The 19,875-nt window shown below is 71.7% G+C and carries 23 protein-coding genes; 15 read left to right on the top strand and 8 right to left on the bottom strand.

What is annotated here, in order from left to right; all coding sequences use genetic code 11:
- Positions 1 to 46 precede the first annotated feature (46 nt).
- From CP978_RS04105 to CP978_RS04125, 5 genes are all read left to right on the top strand, one after another.
- Positions 47 to 268: a hypothetical protein gene (locus tag CP978_RS04105; protein ID WP_043437578.1), complete on the top strand. Its 222-nt coding sequence runs from the start codon at positions 47 to 49 to the stop codon at positions 266 to 268.
- Entirely contained in the window at positions 265 to 2,607 is a 2,343-nt protein-coding gene (locus CP978_RS04110; protein ID WP_227745313.1) for an FUSC family protein, read from the top strand. Before CP978_RS04105 ends, CP978_RS04110 begins: the two co-directional genes overlap by 4 nt.
- A 54-nt stretch (positions 2,608 to 2,661) precedes the next feature.
- Positions 2,662 to 3,117 carry an NlpC/P60 family protein gene (locus CP978_RS04115; RefSeq protein WP_043437581.1) on the top strand — a complete coding sequence of 152 codons (456 nt, stop codon included), beginning with the start codon at positions 2,662 to 2,664 and terminating at the stop codon, positions 3,115 to 3,117.
- A 78-nt stretch (positions 3,118 to 3,195) separates the two neighbouring features.
- Positions 3,196 to 4,086: a DMT family transporter gene (locus CP978_RS04120; RefSeq protein WP_052454013.1), complete on the top strand. Its 891-nt coding sequence runs from the start codon at positions 3,196 to 3,198 to the stop codon at positions 4,084 to 4,086.
- Positions 4,087 to 4,238: 152 nt separating this feature from the next.
- Positions 4,239 to 4,445, top strand: a complete 207-nt coding sequence (locus CP978_RS04125; RefSeq protein ID WP_043437584.1) for a hypothetical protein — start codon at positions 4,239 to 4,241, stop codon at positions 4,443 to 4,445.
- A 117-nt stretch (positions 4,446 to 4,562) separates the two neighbouring features.
- Here CP978_RS04125 and CP978_RS04130 read toward each other — a convergent pair whose 3' ends face one another.
- Together CP978_RS04130 and CP978_RS04135 are read right to left on the bottom strand one after the other, a co-directional pair.
- The gene (locus CP978_RS04130) at positions 4,563 to 5,003 is read right to left on the bottom strand and encodes an Lrp/AsnC family transcriptional regulator (protein ID WP_043437587.1); all 441 of its coding nucleotides are present in this window, start codon (positions 5,001 to 5,003) and stop codon (positions 4,563 to 4,565) included.
- A gap of 48 nt (positions 5,004 to 5,051) precedes the next feature.
- Positions 5,052 to 6,401 (bottom strand): transaminase, encoded by a 1,350-nt coding sequence (locus tag CP978_RS04135; RefSeq protein ID WP_043437591.1) that lies wholly within the window; start codon positions 6,399 to 6,401, stop codon positions 5,052 to 5,054.
- 348 nt (positions 6,402 to 6,749) lie between these two features.
- Here CP978_RS04135 and CP978_RS04140 point away from each other — a divergent pair, with 348 nt between their 5' ends.
- Positions 6,750 to 7,919, top strand: coding sequence for a hypothetical protein (locus tag CP978_RS04140; RefSeq protein WP_043437594.1), 1,170 nt, complete (start codon positions 6,750 to 6,752; stop codon positions 7,917 to 7,919).
- A gap of 133 nt (positions 7,920 to 8,052) precedes the next feature.
- On the opposite strand, the gene CP978_RS04145 is transcribed toward CP978_RS04140, so the two are convergent.
- Positions 8,053 to 8,550, bottom strand: coding sequence for a hypothetical protein (locus tag CP978_RS04145; RefSeq protein ID WP_227745314.1), 498 nt, complete (start codon positions 8,548 to 8,550; stop codon positions 8,053 to 8,055).
- Between the two features lie 307 nt (positions 8,551 to 8,857).
- On the opposite strand from CP978_RS04145, the gene CP978_RS04150 reads away from it, so the two are divergent.
- Complete coding sequence (locus CP978_RS04150; RefSeq protein ID WP_167748001.1) at positions 8,858 to 9,088, top strand: DUF397 domain-containing protein; 231 nt, start codon at positions 8,858 to 8,860, stop codon at positions 9,086 to 9,088.
- Positions 9,089 to 9,186: 98 nt separating this feature from the next.
- A complete protein-coding gene (locus tag CP978_RS04155; protein WP_043448123.1) occupies positions 9,187 to 10,107 on the top strand; it encodes a helix-turn-helix domain-containing protein in 921 nt (306 codons plus the stop codon).
- Positions 10,108 to 10,122: 15 nt separating this feature from the next.
- Here CP978_RS04155 and CP978_RS04160 read toward each other — a convergent pair whose 3' ends face one another.
- From CP978_RS04160 to CP978_RS04170, 3 genes are all read right to left on the bottom strand, one after another.
- Positions 10,123 to 10,941, bottom strand: a complete 819-nt coding sequence (locus CP978_RS04160; protein ID WP_043437597.1) for an SAM-dependent methyltransferase — start codon at positions 10,939 to 10,941, stop codon at positions 10,123 to 10,125.
- A 192-nt stretch (positions 10,942 to 11,133) separates the two neighbouring features.
- Positions 11,134 to 12,432, bottom strand: coding sequence for an SGNH/GDSL hydrolase family protein (locus CP978_RS04165; RefSeq protein WP_043448125.1), 1,299 nt, complete (start codon positions 12,430 to 12,432; stop codon positions 11,134 to 11,136).
- Positions 12,433 to 12,479: 47 nt separating this feature from the next.
- On the bottom strand, positions 12,480 to 12,713 hold the full coding sequence (locus CP978_RS04170) for a hypothetical protein (protein WP_242647129.1): 234 nt from the start codon (positions 12,711 to 12,713) through the stop codon (positions 12,480 to 12,482).
- Between CP978_RS04170 and CP978_RS36070 the strand changes: the two genes are divergently transcribed.
- The 4 genes from CP978_RS36070 (at position 12,655) to CP978_RS04185 (ending at position 15,932) form a co-directional block, all read left to right on the top strand.
- Positions 12,655 to 12,780 (top strand): hypothetical protein, encoded by a 126-nt coding sequence (locus CP978_RS36070; protein ID WP_260421442.1) that lies wholly within the window; start codon positions 12,655 to 12,657, stop codon positions 12,778 to 12,780. The genes CP978_RS04170 and CP978_RS36070 overlap by 59 nt on opposite strands.
- 301 nt (positions 12,781 to 13,081) lie before the next feature.
- A complete protein-coding gene (locus tag CP978_RS04175; RefSeq protein ID WP_207312930.1) occupies positions 13,082 to 13,435 on the top strand; it encodes a VOC family protein in 354 nt (117 codons plus the stop codon).
- Between the two features lie 675 nt (positions 13,436 to 14,110).
- Positions 14,111 to 15,088, top strand: coding sequence for a pectate lyase family protein (locus CP978_RS04180; RefSeq protein ID WP_043437601.1), 978 nt, complete (start codon positions 14,111 to 14,113; stop codon positions 15,086 to 15,088).
- Positions 15,089 to 15,119: 31 nt separating this feature from the next.
- Positions 15,120 to 15,932 carry a pectate lyase gene (locus tag CP978_RS04185; protein WP_043437603.1) on the top strand — a complete coding sequence of 271 codons (813 nt, stop codon included), beginning with the start codon at positions 15,120 to 15,122 and terminating at the stop codon, positions 15,930 to 15,932.
- A 117-nt stretch (positions 15,933 to 16,049) separates the two neighbouring features.
- Here CP978_RS04185 and CP978_RS04190 read toward each other — a convergent pair whose 3' ends face one another.
- The gene (locus CP978_RS04190) at positions 16,050 to 16,580 is read right to left on the bottom strand and encodes a hypothetical protein (protein WP_043437605.1); all 531 of its coding nucleotides are present in this window, start codon (positions 16,578 to 16,580) and stop codon (positions 16,050 to 16,052) included.
- Positions 16,581 to 16,822: 242 nt separating this feature from the next.
- Between CP978_RS04190 and CP978_RS04195 the strand changes: the two genes are divergently transcribed.
- From CP978_RS04195 to CP978_RS04205, 3 genes are all read left to right on the top strand, one after another.
- Positions 16,823 to 17,323 carry a hypothetical protein gene (locus CP978_RS04195; protein ID WP_043437606.1) on the top strand — a complete coding sequence of 167 codons (501 nt, stop codon included), beginning with the start codon at positions 16,823 to 16,825 and terminating at the stop codon, positions 17,321 to 17,323.
- A 104-nt stretch (positions 17,324 to 17,427) separates the two neighbouring features.
- Positions 17,428 to 18,321 carry a Gfo/Idh/MocA family protein gene (locus CP978_RS04200; RefSeq protein ID WP_043437608.1) on the top strand — a complete coding sequence of 298 codons (894 nt, stop codon included), beginning with the start codon at positions 17,428 to 17,430 and terminating at the stop codon, positions 18,319 to 18,321.
- Between the two features lie 96 nt (positions 18,322 to 18,417).
- On the top strand, positions 18,418 to 19,383 hold the full coding sequence (locus tag CP978_RS04205) for an ATP-dependent DNA ligase (RefSeq protein WP_043437611.1): 966 nt from the start codon (positions 18,418 to 18,420) through the stop codon (positions 19,381 to 19,383).
- Between the two features lie 43 nt (positions 19,384 to 19,426).
- Here the strand turns inward: CP978_RS04205 and CP978_RS04210 are convergent, their stop codons facing one another.
- Positions 19,427 to 19,798 carry a DUF6479 family protein gene (locus CP978_RS04210; protein ID WP_043437613.1) on the bottom strand — a complete coding sequence of 124 codons (372 nt, stop codon included), beginning with the start codon at positions 19,796 to 19,798 and terminating at the stop codon, positions 19,427 to 19,429.
- Positions 19,799 to 19,875: the final 77 nt, after the last annotated feature.

The following is a 19,875-nucleotide window of genomic DNA, read 5'->3' on the forward strand; positions in this document are numbered from 1 at the left end:
CGGGGCCGCGGATGCGGGCCAGGTGACCCCGAGTGAGGCTGGGGGCATGGCAAAGCCTCGCGTGATCGTGTCCCCGCCCTCCGAGACCGGCGGCCGGCGCGTCCGGGCCGGCGGCGAGATCCTGGGCATGGCCTACAGCCTGCACGATCTGGCGGTGCTCCTGCAGCGGGCCGGGCTGGAGGGCTGGGACGAGCTGGACGTGACCTCGTCGCCCCTGATCGAGTGGCACGGCGGTGGGCCCGAGGTGTGGCCGAGGAGCGGCGGGTGAGGGACACACCCGGCCACAGCGTGCCCGGACGGCTCCCGGCATGGCTGCGTACCCACGATCCGGAGCTGACGGCGACCCGCCGGGCCGTGCGCACCGCGCTGGTGGTGCCCTCCCTGTTCGCCCTGTGCGGGCGGGGGTTCGGCTCCCCGGCGATGGCGACCTTCGCGGCGTTCGCGGCGTTCTCGATGCTGCTGCTGGTGGAGTTCACCGGGCCGATGGCAGAGCGGCTGCGGGCACAGCTGGGGCTCTCGGTGGCCTGGGCTGTGCTCGTCTGCCTCGGCACGCTCGTCTCCCGTGAGACCTGGCTCGCCGTGGCCGCCATGATCGTGGTCGGCTTTCTGATCCTCTTCTCGGGTGTGGTCAGCTCCGTCCTCGCGGGGGCGGCGACCGCGCTGCTGCTGGCCTTCGTCCTGGCGGTCACCTCCCCCGCGCCGCCGTCGGCACTGCCGGAGCGGCTGGCCGGGGCGGGGCTCGCCTCCGCCGCCGGCCTGCTCGCGATCTCCCTGTTGTGGCCCCGGCCCGCGGCGGATCCGCTCTGTGCGCCCGCCTCCCGTGTCTGCCGGGCGGCCGCGGCGCAGCTGCGCACCGACGCGGCCCGGCTGACCGGGGGTCCGGACGCGCCGAGCGCCCGGCGGTGCCGTGCCGCCGCCGAGGAGACCGCCACCGCGGCGGTGGATCTGCGTCACGCCTTCGACACCACTCCCTACCGGCCCACCGGGCTGTCCACCGGCTCCCGCGCCCTGGTCCGGCTGGTCGACGAACTCACCTGGCTCAGCGCCGTCGTGGCCGACAGTGCGGCTCCGCACGAGAGCCGCCCGGCCTGCGATCCCGCGGCGCGTGCCGTCCGCCGGGCGGCGGCCGAGGTGCTGGACCGGGCGGCCGAGCTGCTGGGCGCCCCGCACGGCCCGCCGGACCCGCTGCACTCCGCCTCGGCACAGCTGCGCGCGGATCTGGCGCGCATGGAGCAGAGCGCCACCACCCGGTTGTCCGTGCACCGTGCGGGGCCGGGCGCCCGGCCGGTGGTCCAGGCCTTCCTCGGCACCCTGGATCTGTCGTTCCGCGCCCAGGAGCTGGGCTTCGTGACGCTCCAGATCGCGGGCAACGTGGATCTGGCCGCGTCCGCCGAGCGGCGCAGCTGGCCGGAGTGGCTGCTGGGACACGAGCCGGGCACACTGGGCTCCCCGCTGGCGGCGGCCCAGGAGCGGGCGGCGGCCCACCTCGAGCCGCATTCGGTCTGGCTGCACAACAGCCTGCGCGGTGCGCTCGGCCTCGGTATCGCGGTGGCCCTGGCAGATCTGACCGGGGTTCAGCGTTCGTTCTGGGTGCTCCTGGGCACCCTGTCCGTGCTGCGTTCGAACGCGCTCAACACCGGTGAGAAGGCGCTGCGCGCCCTGAGCGGGACAATCGCGGGTTCCGTCGTCGGCGCCGGGCTGCTGCATCTCGTCGGACACCACGGCACCCTGCTCTGGCTGCTGCTGCCGCTCACCGTGCTGATCGCCGGCATCGCTCCCGCCGCGATCTCCTTCACCGCGGGTCAGGCGGCCTTCACCGTCAACCTCGTCATCCTGTTCACCATCGGCCACACCCCCAACTGGCACCTCGCCCTCCTGCGGGTCCAGGACATCGCCCTCGGCTGTGCGGTGAGTGTGCTGGTGGGGCTGCTCTTCTGGCCGCGCGGCGCCGCGGCGGCGGTGGACCGGGCCCTGGCCGCGGCGTACTCGGACAGTGCCCGGTATCTGGCGGGCGCGGTGGAATTCGCCGTCGGCCGCTGCGGACCCGACCCTGCGCCGGCCGACACTCCCGTGCAAAGGGGCCGCCGGGCCGCCGCCGCGGCGCGTCGGCTCGACGACGCCTTCCGCAGCTATCTCGCCGAACGCGGTCCGAAGCCCGCGCCGCTGGCGGACATGACCACTCTGGTCACGGGTGTCGTGGGGCTGCGGCTGGCCGGGGACGCCGTGCTGGGGCTGTGGCGGCACCACGGCGAACAGCGCACCGAGACCGACCCCACCGATGCCCGGCTCGCGCTGCTGAGTGCGGCGGGCCGGGTGTGCGACTGGTACCGGGACCTGGCCGCCGGTCTGATCGGGCACACCGCCGTCCCGGATCCGCTCCCGCCGCGTCCGGCGGCCGACGCCCGGCTGGTCGAATCCCTGCGGCACGACCTGAGCGACGGCCGCGGCAGGGCGACCGCCACATCCGTGCGCATCATCTGGACGGGCGACCACCTCGATGCCGCCCGCCGTCTCCAGCCCGCTCTGGCCGCCGCGGCCCGGGCGGGCGACGGCACGGCCGGCTCCCGGCCGGCCGTCGGCACCCGGTCCGGCAGGGGAGCCTTCTAAGGTGGTCACGATCCGACGGATCCCGTACGAGGAGTACGAGGAGGGGGTGAGGCGATGGGTGCCGGGGAGGGTGCCGGGGCGTCCTTGCTCGATCGTCTGCCGGAGGGCTTCCGGACGGTTCCCCATGTGGGTTTCCGCTTTCCGGGATCGGCGGCGGTGGCCGGGCGTCCGGGACTGGCGGACGGCGCGAACTGCCAGTTGTTCGCCTACGAGGTCCTGCGGCACTTCGGTCTGACCGTCCCCGCCCTGCGTTCGAGCGACCTGTGGGCCGACACCCGGGCCACCCTGCGGGTGCCGGTTCCCAGGCCGCTGGACCTGTTGCTGTTCAACGCGACCGACGACGCCTACGGCGCCCATCTGGGGGTGTGGGCGGGCGAGGACCAGGTGCTGCATCTGTGCGCGGAGGTCGGCCGTCCGGCGGTCTGGGACCTGGGGGACTTCGCCGCGCGAGAGCGCTATGCGGTCCTGGTCGGCGTCAAGCGGGTGATCGGCTCCCTGGGCATACGGTGACCCCCGCGCCATGGCGAGGGACCGGAGTGCGGGGCGTCCCGCGGGGCACCGTTCGTCGCCCCGGGGCATGCTGGGAGCGTGATCGTACTCGCCGCGGTGTTCGCCGTTACCGGTGCCGCCAGCAATGCGATGGGCACCGCGTTCCAGCGCAAGGCGGCGTCCACGGTCGCGCAGGGCGGCGGTCTGCGGCTCCTGGTGGAACTGGCGCACCGTCCCGCCTGGGTGATCGGTGTGGGCGGGGTGGCCGGCGCCGCGATGTTCCAGGCGCTGGCCCTGGTGAACGGTCCGATGGCCCTGGTGCAGCCGCTCTTCGTCCTGGAGCTGCCCTTCGCCCTGATGATCGCCGCCCCGCTGATGCACCGGCGCATGCCGACCTCGGTCTGGTGGTCGATCGCCGGGGTGGTCACGGGGCTCGCGCTGGTCCTGGCGGCCGCCGCCCCGTCCGGCGCGCGGGACCAGGCGTCCATGGTGCGGTGGGTCCCGGTGCTGGCGTGCTGTCTCGGGGCCATGGCGGTGGCCGTCGTCGTGGCCCGCCCGGGGCGGCCGCCTCTGTTCCGGGCCGCCGTGCTGGCCACGGCCTCGGCCATCGGCAACGCCCTCACCGCGGCGATGCTGAAGTCGGCCACGGGCATCTTCGCCGGCCAGGGCCTCGTCGCCTTCCTGACGGCCTGGCAGACCTATGGGTTCGCGCTCACCGGTGTCGCCGCCGTACTGCTGCTGGAGAACGCTCTTCAGGCGGGCTGGCTGGCCGCGTCCCAGCCGGCGCTGACCATCGGTGACGCCACGGTGAGCCTGGTGCTGGCCGTCGCGCTGTTCGAGGAGAGGATCCGGATGGGCTGGTGGCTGCTGCCGGAGGTGGTCGGGGTCGGGTTCATCGTGTGGGGCGTGGTGATGCTGAGCCGGGCGGTGCCCGCCGTCCACGGGGCGACGGACCACGGGGGCATGACGGCCGATCGCCACCCGGAGTAGGCGCACCCTCACGGTGTGTCGGCGATCCCGGTGATGTGCGGCTCTCGGGATGCGGACTGCGCCATCTGGATGAAAGGTGAGGTGAAGGGTGGCGGCGCGCACGACGGATCCGCGGGTGCCGCCACCGCGGATCGACTCGCGGAGGAGACATCATGTCCACGTCGCAGCCCGAAGCGTCGCGTCGTCCGTCCGACGACCGGGCCACTCCGGACGAGCTGCTCCATGTGGCTCCGGCACAGGCCTCACCGGACGATCTGGTCCTCGCCTCGGGCAGGGACATGTCCCCCAGCGCCCTCGCCTGGGCCGAGCGCAAGCTCGCGTCCGAGGGACGGGCGGCGCTCGACAAACTGCTGCCCTGACACCGTTCCGGCCGCGCCCTCGGGCGCACACCTGCACCGCACCGCCGGCGCGCGCCGACGCGGCAGAGCTCCTTCACGCGGGCGCGCTTCGGTCTGCCCGGGGCGTGCCGCCTCGCGCTATCCCACGTTCCACAGGAACCGATGGGTGTGGATGCCGAAGTACGGGAACGACCTCACTCGCTCGACGCCCTCCGCCGCCGCGACCACATCGTTGACGAAGTCGAGCAGCTCCCGCGGCCCGGCGCAGACGACCTCGACGAACAGGTCGAACCCGCCCGACGTCAGCACCGAGTAGACCACTTCCTGGTGGGCGGCCAACTGGTCGGCGACGGCCCGTGGATCACCGTCCACGGTGACGCCGAGCAGGGCCATCGCCTGGCCGCCCATCCGCATCGGATCGGTGACCCCGACCACCTGGACGACCCTGGAGTCCACGAGTCGTTGCAGTCGCTGCCGGGCCGCGGAGGCCGACAGGCCGACCCGGGGGCCGAGGTCCGCGTAGGCGATACGGCCGTCGGTCTGCAGCTCGCGCAGAATGGCCCGGTCGATCTCGTCCACGCTCGTTCGTCCTCCCCGGATGATCGGTGTCCAGCCTACCGATGCGGCTCAGCCGGCCAGTTCCGCCAGTGCCGCGTCGAAGAGCTCGGTGTGGGTGTCGACGTCCTTGTCCACGGTGGCCGGGCACATCAGCGCCATGTTGTGGAACGGGGTCAGCAGCAGGCCCCGGTTGGCCAGATAGAGGTGGAGGTAGTCCTCGAGCTCGGCGTCGGAAGCGGCCGCGGACTCGGTGCCGTTGCGCGGGGCGGGGTTCGCGAAGCGGTACTCGGTGCGGGCGCCGAGCCGGCTGACCGACCACGGCAGGTTCCAGCGCTCGACGGCGGCCAGCACTCCGGCCTCGAACCGCTGCGACAGCCCGTCCATCCTGGTGAACGCCTCGGCGGTGAGGACGTGTTCGAGGGTGGCGCGGGTCGCGGCGATCGACAGCGCGTTGCCCGCCAGGGTGCCTCCGACGCCTCCCATGTCGACGAGGTCCAGGTCCTCGCGGTCCAGCAGCGTCTCCGCCAGCTCGGCGGACAGACCGTAGGCGCCCACCGGGATGCCGCCGCCGATCGCCTTGCCGATGGTGAGCATGTCCGGCTCCAGCTCCCAGGCGGCGGTGCAGCCGCCCGGACCCGCCGAGAAGGTGTGCGTCTCGTCGTTGATGAGCAGGGTGCCGTGGCGCCGGGTCAGCTCGCGCACGCCCTCCAGATAGCCCGGCTCGGGCAGCACGATGCCGATGTTGGTGAGCGCGGGCTCCATCAGTACGGCGGCCACATCACCGTGCGAGAGCTCACGTTCGAGCTGCTCGAGGTCGTTGAACTCGGCGACCCGGCTGGTCAGGGTGACGTCACAGGGCGCACCGACGTTGCCGGGCCGTGCGGTCCCGTGCCCGTCGGACCCCACCACGATCAAGGACTCGTCGACGCTGCCGTGGTAGCAGTAGCTGTTCACCAGGATCTTCGAGCGGCCGGTGACCGCCCGGGCGAGCCGGATCGCCCATCGGTTGGCGTCGGTCGCGGTCAGCGAGAAGCTCCAGCGCGTCAGCCCGAACCGACGGGTCAGCTCCGCGCCGACCCACTCCGCGTCCTCGGTGGGCAGCATCGCCGTCGCTCCGCCCAGCTCGCCGAACCGCAGCTGCACGGCCTCGGCCACCGCCTCCGGGGAGTGCCCGGCCATCGCGCCGGTGTCACCGAGACAGAAGTCGATGTACTCATGGCCGTCGACGTCGGTGACCCGGGCGCCCCGGGCGGTGGCGAGATAGCGCGGGAACGCGCCCGCGGTCTTGTTCATCCAGGTCATCGGCACCCGGCCGAAGAGATGGTCGGCGCTTTCATAGGCGGTCCGCGAACGCGGGTTCTGTCGCTCGGCCTCGGCACTCTCACGGGCGAGGAGCTGGCGCAGTCGGGCGCGATCCATGGTGTACCCCACTTCCGGCAACACGTGACAGCCGGGACTCTACGGCGGAAACACGCGCCGGATCAATATCTCACGACAGAATCTGTTGCGACGACGATCGATTCGAGCGTCTGGAGCGCTCGGGGCGCCGAAGGCGCACGGGACGGCAGACACCGAGGGGGCGGTGGAGACCGCACGGCTGCCGGGGCACCGGCCCAGCCGGGAGGTTTCTCGTCGGAGCGGCGTGCATCCGCCCGCCGGAGAGGAATACGCTGAGGAGCGCGATCATGAACAACCTCGCCTCCGGCCCGTGACGTGGACGGACCATACTGGGAGGCGCCCCCTCGTCCTCGTCCCCCAGAGTGATCCATGGCAAAGTCCCCTCCCGCCCGTGCCGCGGCCCCCGACACCGTGTGGCTGGCACGCGGGCGACATCTCGGCCCGGGTGCCGAGGACACCGTCCGCGACCGCCTGCGGGAGCTGCGGAGCAGCGCGGCCCTCCAGGACCATCTCGAGTTCGACGACCCCGGCGGCGACACGGCCGGCCGCGCCTTCGAGGCCCGTTGGCTGGTCGACGACGACATCGTGGTGCGGGCCCGGCTGGACCTCCGGGCGCCCGAGGGCGAGGGCGGCTCCCAGGACTGGGTGCTGGTGGCCGAGGCGGACCGGTCCTGGAAGCTCGACTGGCCCTCGCCCGCCACGGTCTTCTGGCCCGAGCACGGGGACGCCCCCTGGGACCACGATGTGGTCGCGGGACTCCGCTTCCAGGAGATCAATCCGCTCCCCGAGGAGGACCGTGCGCTCCGCCGCCTGCTGAAGGAGTGCGTGCGCCGCAGCTGGGCCGTCCATGTGGTCGTCCATGAGGCGATGACCCCCGACGAGCGCGGACTGCGCCCCCTGGCACCGCTGCTGCCTCCCGGTCTGCGCCACCGTGTCGTGGAGCACCGGGCCTCGCCCGAGCAGTTCCAGGTGGTCAACTGGGCGCTCTACGACCTCGGGGTGCGGGTGCCCCGGGGTGGCGCCGTGGTGCTCCCGGCGACACCGGCCGGTCCCGGGGTCGGCAACGACGACTTCAGCGTCCGCTCGGTGTTCCTCGACGGTTCGAAGCCGGCGGAACTCATCGACGCCGTACGGCGCTTCGCCGGGCAGCCGGGCCCCCTGCCCGAGGGCGGCGAGGAAGCGCTGTCCGATCTGCGCGAGCAGTGGCATCTGACGACGCTGGAGGAGGAACTGGACCTGGCGCGCCGCCAGGTCGCCGCCTATGCCGAGGCGCTCGACGCCATGACGAAGTCGCGCGACCTGTACCGGGAGGCGGCCGAACTCGCCCATGAGGCGCTGGAGTCCTATCGGGAGTCCTTCGGCACACTGCCGTCACCGCGTCAGGAGCCGCGCAAGCGGGAGGGCTTCTCCCTGCGCGCCCTGACCCGTCCCCTGGAACGCGTGCGCGACGCGAAACTGCTCCGCCCGTCGAGCCCTGCGGACCACACCCCCGGCACCGGCGAGCCGGGCGGCGCCTCCGCCCCGGCGGACGACGCGTGACCGACGAGGTCTCCCACGCTCACGAACCAACCGCCCGCTCATCGCCCGTCAGTGCTCCCCGGAACGCGGCCTGCCGGTCCGAACTGCCTGCCCCGCGCCGACGCGACCACCTTCCGCACACCGAACAGGTGCGTCAGGCGCGCGATCCGCTCACTCGCCCGGCGGCCAGCGTGGACGCGAGTTCGGCCGCGGCCTCGGCGAGTTCGGGGTCCGGCTCCCCGAGCAGCTGGCGCAGTACGTCCTGTTCGGCCCGCACGGCGCGGCGGGCCTCCCGCTCCCACCCCACATAGTCATGGCGGTGGTGGAGCAGCTTGGGGTAGGCGGAGGCGGTGCTCTCCCACTGGCGGGCGTCGGCGATGTTCTTGAGCAGCCGGACGATCTGCACCCGGCAGGTGACCTGGGGAAGCCGGGCCAGCTCCCACAGGAAGGGCACCGTGACGGCCGTGGCCTGATCGACCACGAAGCCGTACTGGCAGATGCGTTCCCTCAGGGTGGCGAGCGCCGCTCTGGCGGTGGGTTCGTCGCCCCGGGCGACATGGTGGAGCAGGACCGGGATGGCCTCTGCGGTACCGCTGGAATCCTTGATGGTGTCCCAGGGCACGCGCTCCAGATCCTTCAGTGGTGCGGCCATGTCCACTCCCCGCAAGCCGTGTGAGGCCGTGCCTCGGTCGTCCCGTTCGTCGCAGCGGCGCTCTCGGCGTGGCTCTCCCCGGTGTCGCGACGGACGCCGGGGAGCGGTCGGTGCCACGCTCGGGGGCCCGTTGAGGCCGGCCGCGGTCAGGCTGTTGACGCCGTCTCCATTATCCATACGCAAGGCCGACGGCGTGCAATTGCATGAGAAATTGCACGCGGGGTAGGAGAATCAGGGGGCCCGAACAGTGCACCACGCCCCACCCGCCCCCGCTGTCCTGTGACGGAACGTCAGCAAGGAGATCCTGGTGACTTCGGTGCCGAACGGAGTGCGGGCGGGCGCGCTGGACGCCCGCTGGATCAAGAGCCGGCACAGCAATGCCGAGGGAAACTGCGTGGAGGTGGCCGCCCTGGCCGACGGGGCGATCGCGGTACGCAACTCCCGTGACCCGGAGGGACCCGCGCTCGTCTACACCTCCGCCGAGGTGAGGGCCTTCCTGGCGGGCGCCAAGGAGGGGGAGTTCGACCATCTGGTGTGAGCGCGACGCGGGCGGTCTCCCGCTCCCGGCGCCTGCGGCGAGCATCGGAAGAATGCGATAATGCGGTTCCGTTGTCCGTCGGCCGGCCGGGGGTCAGGATGTCCGCCGCATCGCACCGCGTCTCCCGCCTGGAGCCCTATCTCAGCCGGTCGGAGCCCGCTCCGACGCTGCTGAAGATGCTGGTCGGGGTGCAGTTGGCCGGGATCCGCGAGGAGGCCGGCCTCTCCCAGGAACAGGCGGCACGGGCCGCCGGGTTCAGCGCGGCTAAGCTGTCGCGCATCGAGGCCGGCAAGGGCCGCAGACCGCCCGCGGAAGCCGATGTCCGGGCGCTGCTGGAGCTGTACGGCGCCGATGGCCACGAGGCCTCGGTCCTGGTCGCGCTGCTGCAGCGGGCGGGTGAGCCGGGGTGGTGGCAGCGCTATGACAAGCGGCTGATGCCGGAGTGGTTCGACCGTCTGGTCGGATTGCAGGAGGCGGCCGAGGCGATCCGCACCTTCGAGATCCAGTACGTCCCCGGTCTGTTGCAGACCCGGGCCTATGCCCGGGCCGTGGTGGAGCGCGGTCTGCCCACGGCGTCCGCGGCCGAGGCGGAGCGCCGGGTGGAACTACGTATGCGGCGGCGGGAGTTGCTGCTGCGCCCGGACGCTCCCCGGCTGTGGGCGATCGTCGACGAATCGGTCCTGCTGCGGGTGCTGGGCGGGGCCGAGGTGATGCGCGAGCAGCTGGAGCATCTGGTGGAGACGGCCCGGCTTCCCCATGTCACGGTGCAGATCGTCCCGTTGGACGTGACCAATGCGTCGGCTCCGGCGATCCCCGTCACCTATCTGCGCTTCGGCGGCCTCGATCTGCCCGACATCGTCTATCTGGAGCACATCCGAAGCGCCCACTTCCTGGAGGACCGGGAGGAGACGGAGGAGTACCGGGTGGTGCTGGACCGGCTCGCCGACGAGGCCCTGGACCCCCGTGCGTCGATGGCCCTGCTCCGCAGGACGCTGAAAGAGCGCTACGCCACCCGGTGACGGCTCCGGCGGCGGTCAGCGGATCCGGCCGACTCCGCCGAACTCGATCCATTCCTGGGTGAGTTGGCGCGGAGCCACCTCGGAGTCCGGTCGCCAGGTGGACACCTCCACCAGACCCGGTTCCAGGATCTCCATGCCCTCGAACCAGGCCGCGACATCGCTCTGCCGCCGTACCCGCCCCCAGTTGCCCTGGGTCGCCTGGTCCATGAAGCCGGTGACGAAGTCGCGGACCTCGGGGTCCTCGCTGACCAGCTGACACAGCACCATGAAGCTGCCGGGCGCGAGCCGTTCGGCGACCCGGCGGACCAGGGCGGGCGGCCCGTCGGTCTCGCTGTCGGGAATGCAGTGCATCACCGAGTTGAAGAGCACCGCCACCGGCTGGGAGAAGTCGATCAGGCGCCGGGTCTCGGCATGGGAGAAGATCTCTTCCGTGTGCCGCATGTCCGCCTGGATGACGGCGGTGCGCTCGTCCTGCTCCAGCAGGGCCCGGCCGTGCACCAGGACCATCGGGTCGATGTCCACGTACATCACATGGGCGGTGGGGTCCACGCGCTGGGCGACCTGGTGGACATTGTCCTGGGTGGGCAGGCCGGATCCATGGTCGAGGAACTGCCGGATCCCGTGGTCCTGCGTCAGCGTCCGCACCACCCGTTGCAGAAAGCGCCGGTTGTTCAGGGCGAGGGCACGGGTGCTGGGCACGACCCTGTCCAGCTCCTCGCAGGCCGCCCGGTCGGCCGCGTAGTTGTCCTTGCCGCCCAGGTAGTGGTCGTACATACGGGCGGCCGTCGGCACCGTGGCGTCGATGGATGTGGAGACCTGCCTGCCAGACTGCATCGTTCTCCCAGATCCGGGCCGCGCCGTCGAAACCGGCTCGGCGGGCGCCCCATCCTAGAGAGCCGGGGAATGCCCGTGCCAGTCCCCGAACGAAGGACACCGGCCGGGCGGCACAGCCGGATCGGGCGTCAACTCGCGTACGGACCACGAGAGTCGGAGCTCCCGCGGCCGTACGCCGGACCTTCGGCGGACCTATGAGGTCTTCGCCGTGCGGAAGAGCTGGAGGGGCACCGCGGCGGCCAGCTTGCGGTAGCCCTCCGGGGTGAGGTGCAGCCAGTCCCCCACCTGGAGGCCGGGGCTCAGCCGCCGGACGTCGGAGGGGTCGCGGACCGCGCGGTCGAAGTCGAGGACCGCGTCGAAACGGCCGCTGGTGCGGATCCAGTTGTTGACCGTCCGCCGGGTGGCCTCCCGCAGCCCGGCCGGATCGTCGTAGCCTTCGTTGCCGCCGAACGGCAGCAGGGTGGCGCCGTACACCTGGATGTCCTGGGCATGGGCGCGGACGATGATCTGCTCATAGGCGGCGATCAGGTCGTCGGCGACGGCTCGCTGGTCCTTGGCGGTGGCCGGGGCCGTGCCGATGTCGTTGACGCCCTCGAAGACGATCAGCCAGTCGACGCCGCTGTGCGCGAGGATGTCACGGTCGAGGCGGGCGAGGGCGTTCGGGCCGAGCCCGTCGTTGAGCACCCGGTTGCCGCCGGCCGCCTGGTTGAGGACCGCGAGGCCCGCGGTGCCGGAGCCGGTCCGGAAACGGTCGTAGAGCTGGTCGGGCCAGCGGTCGTTGCCGTTGGTGGTGGAACCCCGGCCGTCCGTGAGGGAGTCACCGAGGACCGCGGCGGCCGCGCCGGCGCGGCCGGGGACGACCTCGACGTCGCTGAGCAGATACCAGTGGTCCACCGGGGTGGCCCCGGGCAGGTCCTTGTCCCGGGTGTGGTCGCCCGTCACCAGGTACGAGGTGGTGCGGGAACCCGGGTGGGAGGTGAGGTCGAGAGACTGCTGCCCGGTGGCCAGATAGGCCGTCACCGTCAGATTGGAACCGGGCCGCAGGGTGAAGTCGAGGGGGTCGGACACCATCTGGGCCCCGGCCGGGACGGTGACCGACTGCCGCCCGGAGAACGTCACCTGCCGTGTCGTGGCCGGCTGGATCGCGTCGACGCCCGCCCGGCCGTTCAGCGGCAGCGCCACGGACACCCGGGTGATCGGCAGCGCGGTGGTGCCGAAGGCGTTGGAGAAGCGGAGCCGGATCCGGGAGCCTCCGGCGGTGACATGCACCGTCTGCCGCAGAGTGGTGTCCACCAGGACGGAGTCCCGGCCCGTGAAGGGCTCGGGCGGCATGTTGCCGGGCTCCGTGAGCTGCGGCATCGCCGTCCAGGTGTCGACCCAGCCGCGGTCGGCCCGGGAGGCGGCGGCAGGGGTGTCGGTGTGCCGTTCCGCGGCGCCGACCACGCCCGACGTGGTGACGAGCGAGAGCGCGAGGACGCTCGCGGCGACCAGTTGGCCTCGGGAGACTCGGCTCCACGACGACACGGTTCTCAGCGGGTTCACGGGCAAGGTGCCTTTCCTCTGGGAGACGGTGTACCGGAGGTGCGTGCCGGAGGTTGCCCGCGCGCGCATCCGGGGTGGTGCGGTTCCGTTCGGTCAGCCGAGCATGCCGGACGTGCCGTCGGGCGCGAAGGACATGCGGCGGCGGCGCCCCGGCAGCCGGCCTGACACCCGATGCTCACGCCGGTGTCCGGGGCGATGGTGCCGTCGTACGAGACGTTCACCGCGGTCACGGTCGAGCCGGAGGAGGTGGAGGTGGAGGTGGCGTTCCGGCCCGAGGTGACCCGCGGGCCGCGGTGAGAGGACGGGCGTCATGGTCGACCGGCTCGGCGCCGATGCGCACGGCACATCGGCGTCGAGGACCATCGGGCGTCGACGGGAAGCATCGTGGCATGAACACGCTCCCCATGGAAGCGCTCCCACTTCATTGGGCGGAGGGACTTCCCCACCCGCGCCGACCACCCGCACCCGGGCCCTGACCTCGAAAGTTTCGCCCGGAGCCTTCCCTGCGGCCCTCCTGCGCGGCATGGCCGCGAAGCTCGTCATCACCAGCGGCAAGAAGAGGGGCCGGCACCCACCGGTCCTGTCTATGCTCAGGCTCATGGCACTGGAATGGGAACAGATCATCGTCGACTCCGCCGACCCCGTCGCTCTCGGGCGCTGGTGGGCCGAGGCTCTCGGCTGGGTGGTGGTCGACGAATCCGAGGAGATCATCGAGATCCGGCCTGAACCGGACCGGATGCCGGGGCTGCTCTTCGTGCCTGTCCCCGAGGGCAAGACGTCGAAGAACCGGCTCCACCCCGACTTCCGCCCCGACGACCAGGAGGCCGAGGTCACCCGGCTGCTCTCCCTCGGCGCCCGGCGTGCCGACACCGTGCAGGACGAGCAGCACTGGGTGACCCTCCTCGACCCGGAGGGCAACGAGTTCTGCGTACTGAGTGAGCGGAAGAGCTGAGCGGAAGCACTGGCGGAAGCACTGAGCGGAGCCCGGGCAGTCGTCCGGGGCCCCGACGTCCCACACGGCAACACGGACGGCATTGACACGGAAGCCGGATGGCGGTGGCGCCGCGCACCGGAGCGGGTCGGCACCGCCGGGTTCGTGCCGCGCGAGTTCCCGTTCTCCTGCCCGGACCGTCCTGCGGTTCTCTGACCTACGCGGCACGACGCCGCGACGGCCCAGCCCGAGATCATCTCATGGCGGGTTCGGAGCGTGCCCGGGTCACACCCCTCCTTCCGGCGAGGCACGGCACCCCCTTTCGCGGCCATGGGTCGCGGCGTCCGGGGCTGCCGTGCGGCCGGACCACACTTCGCCGACGTAGCGGGTCATCAGTCGGCACCTGCCGCACTCACGGCATCCTCCTCGCGCTCCGGGAGCGACCGAAAAGCGTTCTGCGCAAAGCGTTGACCAGAAAGCGCTTACCCCTTACGTTCCCGTTCAGCAGCGTGACCCAACTGCCGTACCTCGTATACGAGATGACAGATATCGGAACCCGAGCGACCTGGGGAAGTGCACTCCTCGGGGCGTTGCATCCGCTTGATCCCCCCACGCTGTATGCGCGCAAGGTTCCACATGACGTACGTCGTTCACACTCCTGACCATCGGAACGCTTCCCGAAGGGACACCCCCCGCATGCGTACCGTGCCCTCACGTACACCTTCCCGCCGAGGAGTTCTCACGGCTGCGGCCTCGGTCGCCCTCGCCGTCACCGTCGGGCTCGCCCTGCCGCAGTCCGCCGGTGCGGCCGAGTCCGCTCCGATCGGGTTCGGCGCGGGGACGACCGGCGGCGGCAGCGCCTCCGCCGTCACCGTCTCCACGCTCGACGCCTTCAAGTCCGCCGTCACCGGCAGCTCGGCCAAGGTGGTCAAGGTCAACGGACTGATCTCGCTGAGCGGTCAGGTCGACATCGGCGCCAACACCACGGTCCTGGGCGTCGGTTCGTCCTCCGGATTCACCGGCGGCGGACTGCGGCTGAAGAACGTGTCCAATGTCGTCGTCCGCAACCTGAACCTCAGCAAGGCCGTCGGCACGGACTCCATCACCGTGCAGGCCTCGACCAAGGTGTGGATCGACCACAACACGCTGTCGTCCGACCGCGACCACGGCAAGGACTACTACGACGGGCTGGTCGACGTCAGCCACGGCTCCGACTACGTCACCGTGTCCTGGAACGTCTTCAAGGACCACTACAAGGGCTCGCTCGTGGGCCACAGCGACAACAACGCGAGCGAGGACACCGGGCATCTGCGGGTGACGTACCACCACAACTACTTCGACAACGTCAACTCACGGATCCCCAGCCTGCGTTTCGGCACCGGGCACTTCTACGACAACTATGTCGTCGGGGCCGAGACCGCCGTGCACTCGCGGATGGGCGCCCAGATGCTCGTCGAGAACAACGTCTTCCGCAGCACCAAGGTCGCCGTGACGACCAACCGGGACAGCAAGGTGGACGGCTACGCGAATCTGACGGGCAACGACCTCGGCGGGGCCACGACCGAGATCTCCCAGGTGGGCACCTTCACCAAGGCGCCCTACAGCTACACCGCCGAGCCCGCCTCCTCCGTCGTCACCTCGGTGACCTCCGGCGCCGGCACCGGAAAGCTCTGACCACCCCCACCGCACCAGAAGGAGTCGCCCCATGAGGCCACCCGTACGCCGGCGCGCCCGCACCCGCGCGCTGACCGGCACCCTCGCCGCCCTCGGCATCACCTGCGCCACCTTCATGGCCGACGGCATGGCCGGCACCGCCAGCGCCCTGCCCTCCTGGCCGACGGCCACCAAGAGCGTGGCTGTCAGCTCCACGATCGCCGTCTCGGGGACCTACGACGGCGGTCTCCAGCGCTACTACGGCAGCGGAAGTCTCGGCGACGGCGGCCAGTCGGAGAGCCAGTCCCCGGTCTTCAACCTCGCCGACGGCGCGGTCCTCAAGAACGTCATCATCGGCGTCCCCGGGGCCGACGGCATCCACTGCGCGGGCAGCTGCACCCTGCAGAACGTCTGGTGGGAGGACGTCGGTGAGGACGCCGCCACCTTCAAGGGCACCTCGTCCTCGGCGACATACACCGTGACCGGCGGCGGCGCCCGGAAGGCCTCGGACAAGGTGTTCCAGTTCAACGGCGCCGGCAAGCTGACCGTGACCGGCGGATTCCAGGTGTCGGACTTCGGCAAGCTGGTCCGCTCCTGCGGCAACTGCAAGACGCAGTACAAGCGCACCGTCGTCGTCAACGACGTCGATGTCACCGCTCCCGGCAAGATGATCGTCGGCGTCAACCAGAACTACGGCGACTCGGCCACGCTGACCAAGATCCGGATCCACGGAGACAGCAGCAAGAAGATCAAGATCTGTGCCCGCTACCAGGGCAACAACACCGGCGCCGAACCCACCGAGCTCGGCAACGGCGCCGACGGCACCTACTGCAAGTTCAACACGTCCGACATCACCTACGGCTGAGCCCGGCGGACGGTGGTACGCGGCACCCGGCACGGGCCCGTACCACCGTCCTCGGCCGTCCCGGCCCGGACCGCGGCCGGACCGGGCGACCGGCCGCCGCGGGTACCGGAAGGCGCTTCAGCTCTGTCCTCGCTCCGCCTGTTCACGCAGGAACACGGCGATCTGGCCCATCAGGCCCTCGGGGGCGCCGTCGGCGCGGGTGTCCGTGCCGGGCGGGCCGTCCGGCGCGGGCAGACCGCCGGACCACAGATATCGGTCGGCCCAGTCGTCGTCCGCCTTCAGCTGCACCTGGATGTCGACGACGTTCAGGGAGGACTCCGGCGCGGCGGCGTACAGCACGGCGGTCACGCGCCGCAGCGGATAGAGGTCGAAGCCCTCGACGAACCGTGAGTTGCGCCAGTCCAGGAATGCGCTCTCACCGTCCGTGCCGACCCGGATGTCGAACTGGCCGTCCTCCAGATGGACACCGACCGGTTTTCCCATGCGGTTCTCCACGGTCACCCGGAAGCGGAAATAGGTCAGACCCTCGGCGGCCCCGTCACGCCCGTGCGGCGGCTCGGCCTTTTCCAGGCCATGGACACGGACACGCAGACCGGCATGCTCGTCCGCATATTCCTGCCAGTCGCCGATCACATTGGGCTCGCGCACTGTCCACCTCTCCGCTTCCGCCGCCATGTTTCCTATCCACGCGTGCAACACAGTGTCAAATGCGTCGTACACCCCATGGGCAGCGGATTTGCATCGCTTGATCACCGATCAAGCGATGCGCAGCACCGATCCCCCCGAGGGGTTCCGACGGGGCACGGCACACGTGTCGCAGATCACGTCCGCCCCGGCCCTGAGCTGGGGTCCGGCCGTACGCCTTGGTGACGGCTGGCACACTGCACGCCATGACCCCGATCACACCCGCCCGTGCCCTGCTGCTGCTCACCGTCGGCCTGGTCTGCCTGATCACCGCGAGCGGGGCACTGATCGGCGCGCTGTTCGGCGGTGTCCGGGGCGCCCTTCTCGCCGCGGGGTGCGCGGGTGCGGCGGGCACGCTAGGTGCCCTCTTCGTCCGCCGGCGTGCGCTGAGGCACTTCGCGGCGGCCCAGCGGGAGGCCGGCATCCGCGGCTACGCCGAGGGGATCGCACACGGGGTGCTGCTCCATGTCGCCGCCTACGAGGCCGCGGTCTTCCCGCGCACGGGGCCCACCGGGGTCGCCGCCGAGGAGCGCGCCGCCCGACGCACCCTCGCCTATCGGATGGCGGCGCTGGACGAGGTGCCCCGGCTGGTCAGAGAGGCCGCCGCGGACGCACTGGCCGTCCTCGACGCGGCCGACCGGGCCGGCGCCGAGCAGGCCCTGGCCCAACTCGCCACCGTCGTACGGCAGGAGTACACCCGCCCCTGAACGGCAGGCCCCACGGTGCGACGGGGACCGGTCGGCCGTGTCCGGCCGGTCCCCTCGCCGAGGCGCTCTCGCCAAGTCCGTGAAGTCATGATGGAGTTCCCTCCATGACGGACATCTCGCAGCCATGGAACGGGGAACCGGTGCGGGTCGGGCTGGTCGGGGCCGGCCCCTGGGCGCGCGCCGTGCACGCACGGGTGCTGGCGGCCGGACCCGAGACCCGGCTGACGGCGGTGTGGGCGCGCCGCGAGGAGGCGGCCCGCGAGATCGCCACGCCGTACGGTGCCGCGGTGGCCGCCGGGTTCGAGGAACTCCTCGACAGCTGTGAGGCGGTGGCCTTCTCGGTCCCCCCGGCGGTCCAGGCGGAGTTGGCGTTGCGGGCGGCCAAGGCGGGCAAGGCCCTGCTGCTGGAGAAGCCGCTCGGCGCGGATCTGCCGTCGGCGCGACGGCTGGCCGACGCGATCGAGGAGGCCGGGCTCGTCAGTCAGCTCGTCCTGAGCAACCGTTACCATCCGGCCGCGCGACGGTTCCTGGCCGCCGCACATGACCTGGAGATCTACGGTGCGCGCTCGCAGGGGCTGAGCGCCGCCTTCCTGGGCGGGGACTTCACCACCCCCTGGCGGCTGGAGCACGGGGCGCTGCTCGATGTGGGGCCGCATCTGCTCGATCTGCTGGACGCGGCGATCGGTCCCATCGAGCGGGTGCGGGGCGTCGGCGACCCCCGCCGATGGATCGAACTCACCTGCGAACACGCCAGCGGGGCGGTCAGTCAGTGCTCGTTGTCCGGCTCGGTGAACGTCCCGGACGGCGGCACCCGTATCGAGCTCTTCGGACCGCAGCCCCCGCTGGTGTACGACACGGCCGAGCTGGGCCCCGAGGAGCCCTGGCCGGTACTGCGCCGGGAGTTCGCCACCGCCGTGCGCAGCGGGGTGTCCGGTGAGCTGGACGCTCGGCGCGGGCTACGGCTCCAGGAGCTGATCGCGCAGGCCGCCCCGGCCTAGGACGACCGGCCGGGTGGGGTGGCGCGGGGGCGCCGTTCAGGGGAAAACGACCGGTCGGGACGCGTGAGGACCGGCGGCACCGTCCACAAGTGACCCGTGAGACTGCCGCTGATCGCCCCCATGCTCGCCACCCCAGGCTCCCTGCCGCCCGTCCGGCAGGACGCACAGTGGGCCTACGAGACCAAACAGGACGGCCAGCGGGTGGTGGTGTATCTGCCCGGAGACGGCAGCCTGGAGCTGCGCGCCCGGTCGGGCGAGATCATCACCGGCGCCTATCCGGAGCTCGGACCGCTGGGCGGCGCCCTGGGCGAGACACCGGCCGTGCTGGACGGGGAGGTGGTGGCCCTGGACGAGCGGGGGCGCGGTGACTTCCAGCGGCTCCAGTCGCGTATGGGGCTGGCCCACTCCCCCGCGCTGGCGGCGCGCCGTGCCGCGGGGACACCGGTGCACCTGGTGCTGTTCGACGTGATGTTCCTGGAACACCCCCTGACCGGTCTGCCCTACACCCGTCGGCGCACGGAACTGGAGGCGCTCCGGCTGGAGGGGCCGAACTGGTCGACGCCGGGCGCGCTCGTCGGTCATGGTGCCGAGGCCCTGGAGGCGACCCGGGTACAGGGCCTGGAGGGGTTGGTGTGCAAGAGGCTCGACTCGGTGTACGAGCCCGGCGTGCGCTCCCGCCACTGGATCAAGATCCGCAATGTACAGGCCGTGGATGTGATCGTCGGCGGCTGGCTGCCGGGCCAGGGGCGGCTGACCGGGCTGCCCGGAGCGCTGCTGGTGGGGCAGCGGGAGGCGGGACGGCTGCACTATGTCGGCCGGGTCGGCACCGGCTGGAGCGAGACCGAGCGGACCGAGCTCGCCCGGCTGCTGCACGTCATGGAGACGCGTAAGTGCCCCTTCGACCGCGACCCGAGGATTCCCGGGTCCCACTGGGTCCTGCCGAGACTGGTCGGCGAGGTCCGCTACCACACCCGTACCCGGTCAGGTCTGCTGCGTCAGCCGTCCTGGCTGCGGCTGCGCCCGGACCTCGCGCCGGAGGACTCGGCGGCGGATCTGCCGTGAGGGCGCGGGCCCGGACGCGTCGGTGTCCCCCGTCGCCCGGGCCTCACACATGGCCCGGGCCGCCACTGCCGAACGCACCGCTGGAGCCGGGGAGCCAGCGCTTGCGGTGCTGGTCGTCGCCGCGTCTGCTCGCCGCGTGGTGGAGCTGGTACGGCATGAGCCGTTCGCTCTCCTGCGCCGCGTGCGGCACCTCCTCGGGCTCCCGAACCTCCCGTTCCTCCCGCACCGCGCCGCCCTCGGGCAGATGGGGCTGCTCCTCGGGTCGGGGTGCGTCCGGCTCACGGTCCCGTACGGCCATTCCGAGCCGCACGGCCCAGATCAGCGCGCCCGAGACCACCATGCCGCCGATAAAGGCCAAGAACACGTTGAGTTGCTGATGCGAGACAGCCAGTACCACAAAGCTCGCCGTATTCATGTCACGACCATACCGCCGTTGTTCAGGAACGGCTCCCGGAGAATTCCACGGGAATCCGAATTCGATGTCCCCGGGGA

It is taken from the genome of Streptomyces nodosus (assembly GCF_008704995.1).
GTDB classification, from domain to species: Bacteria; Actinomycetota; Actinomycetes; order Streptomycetales; family Streptomycetaceae; genus Streptomyces; species Streptomyces nodosus.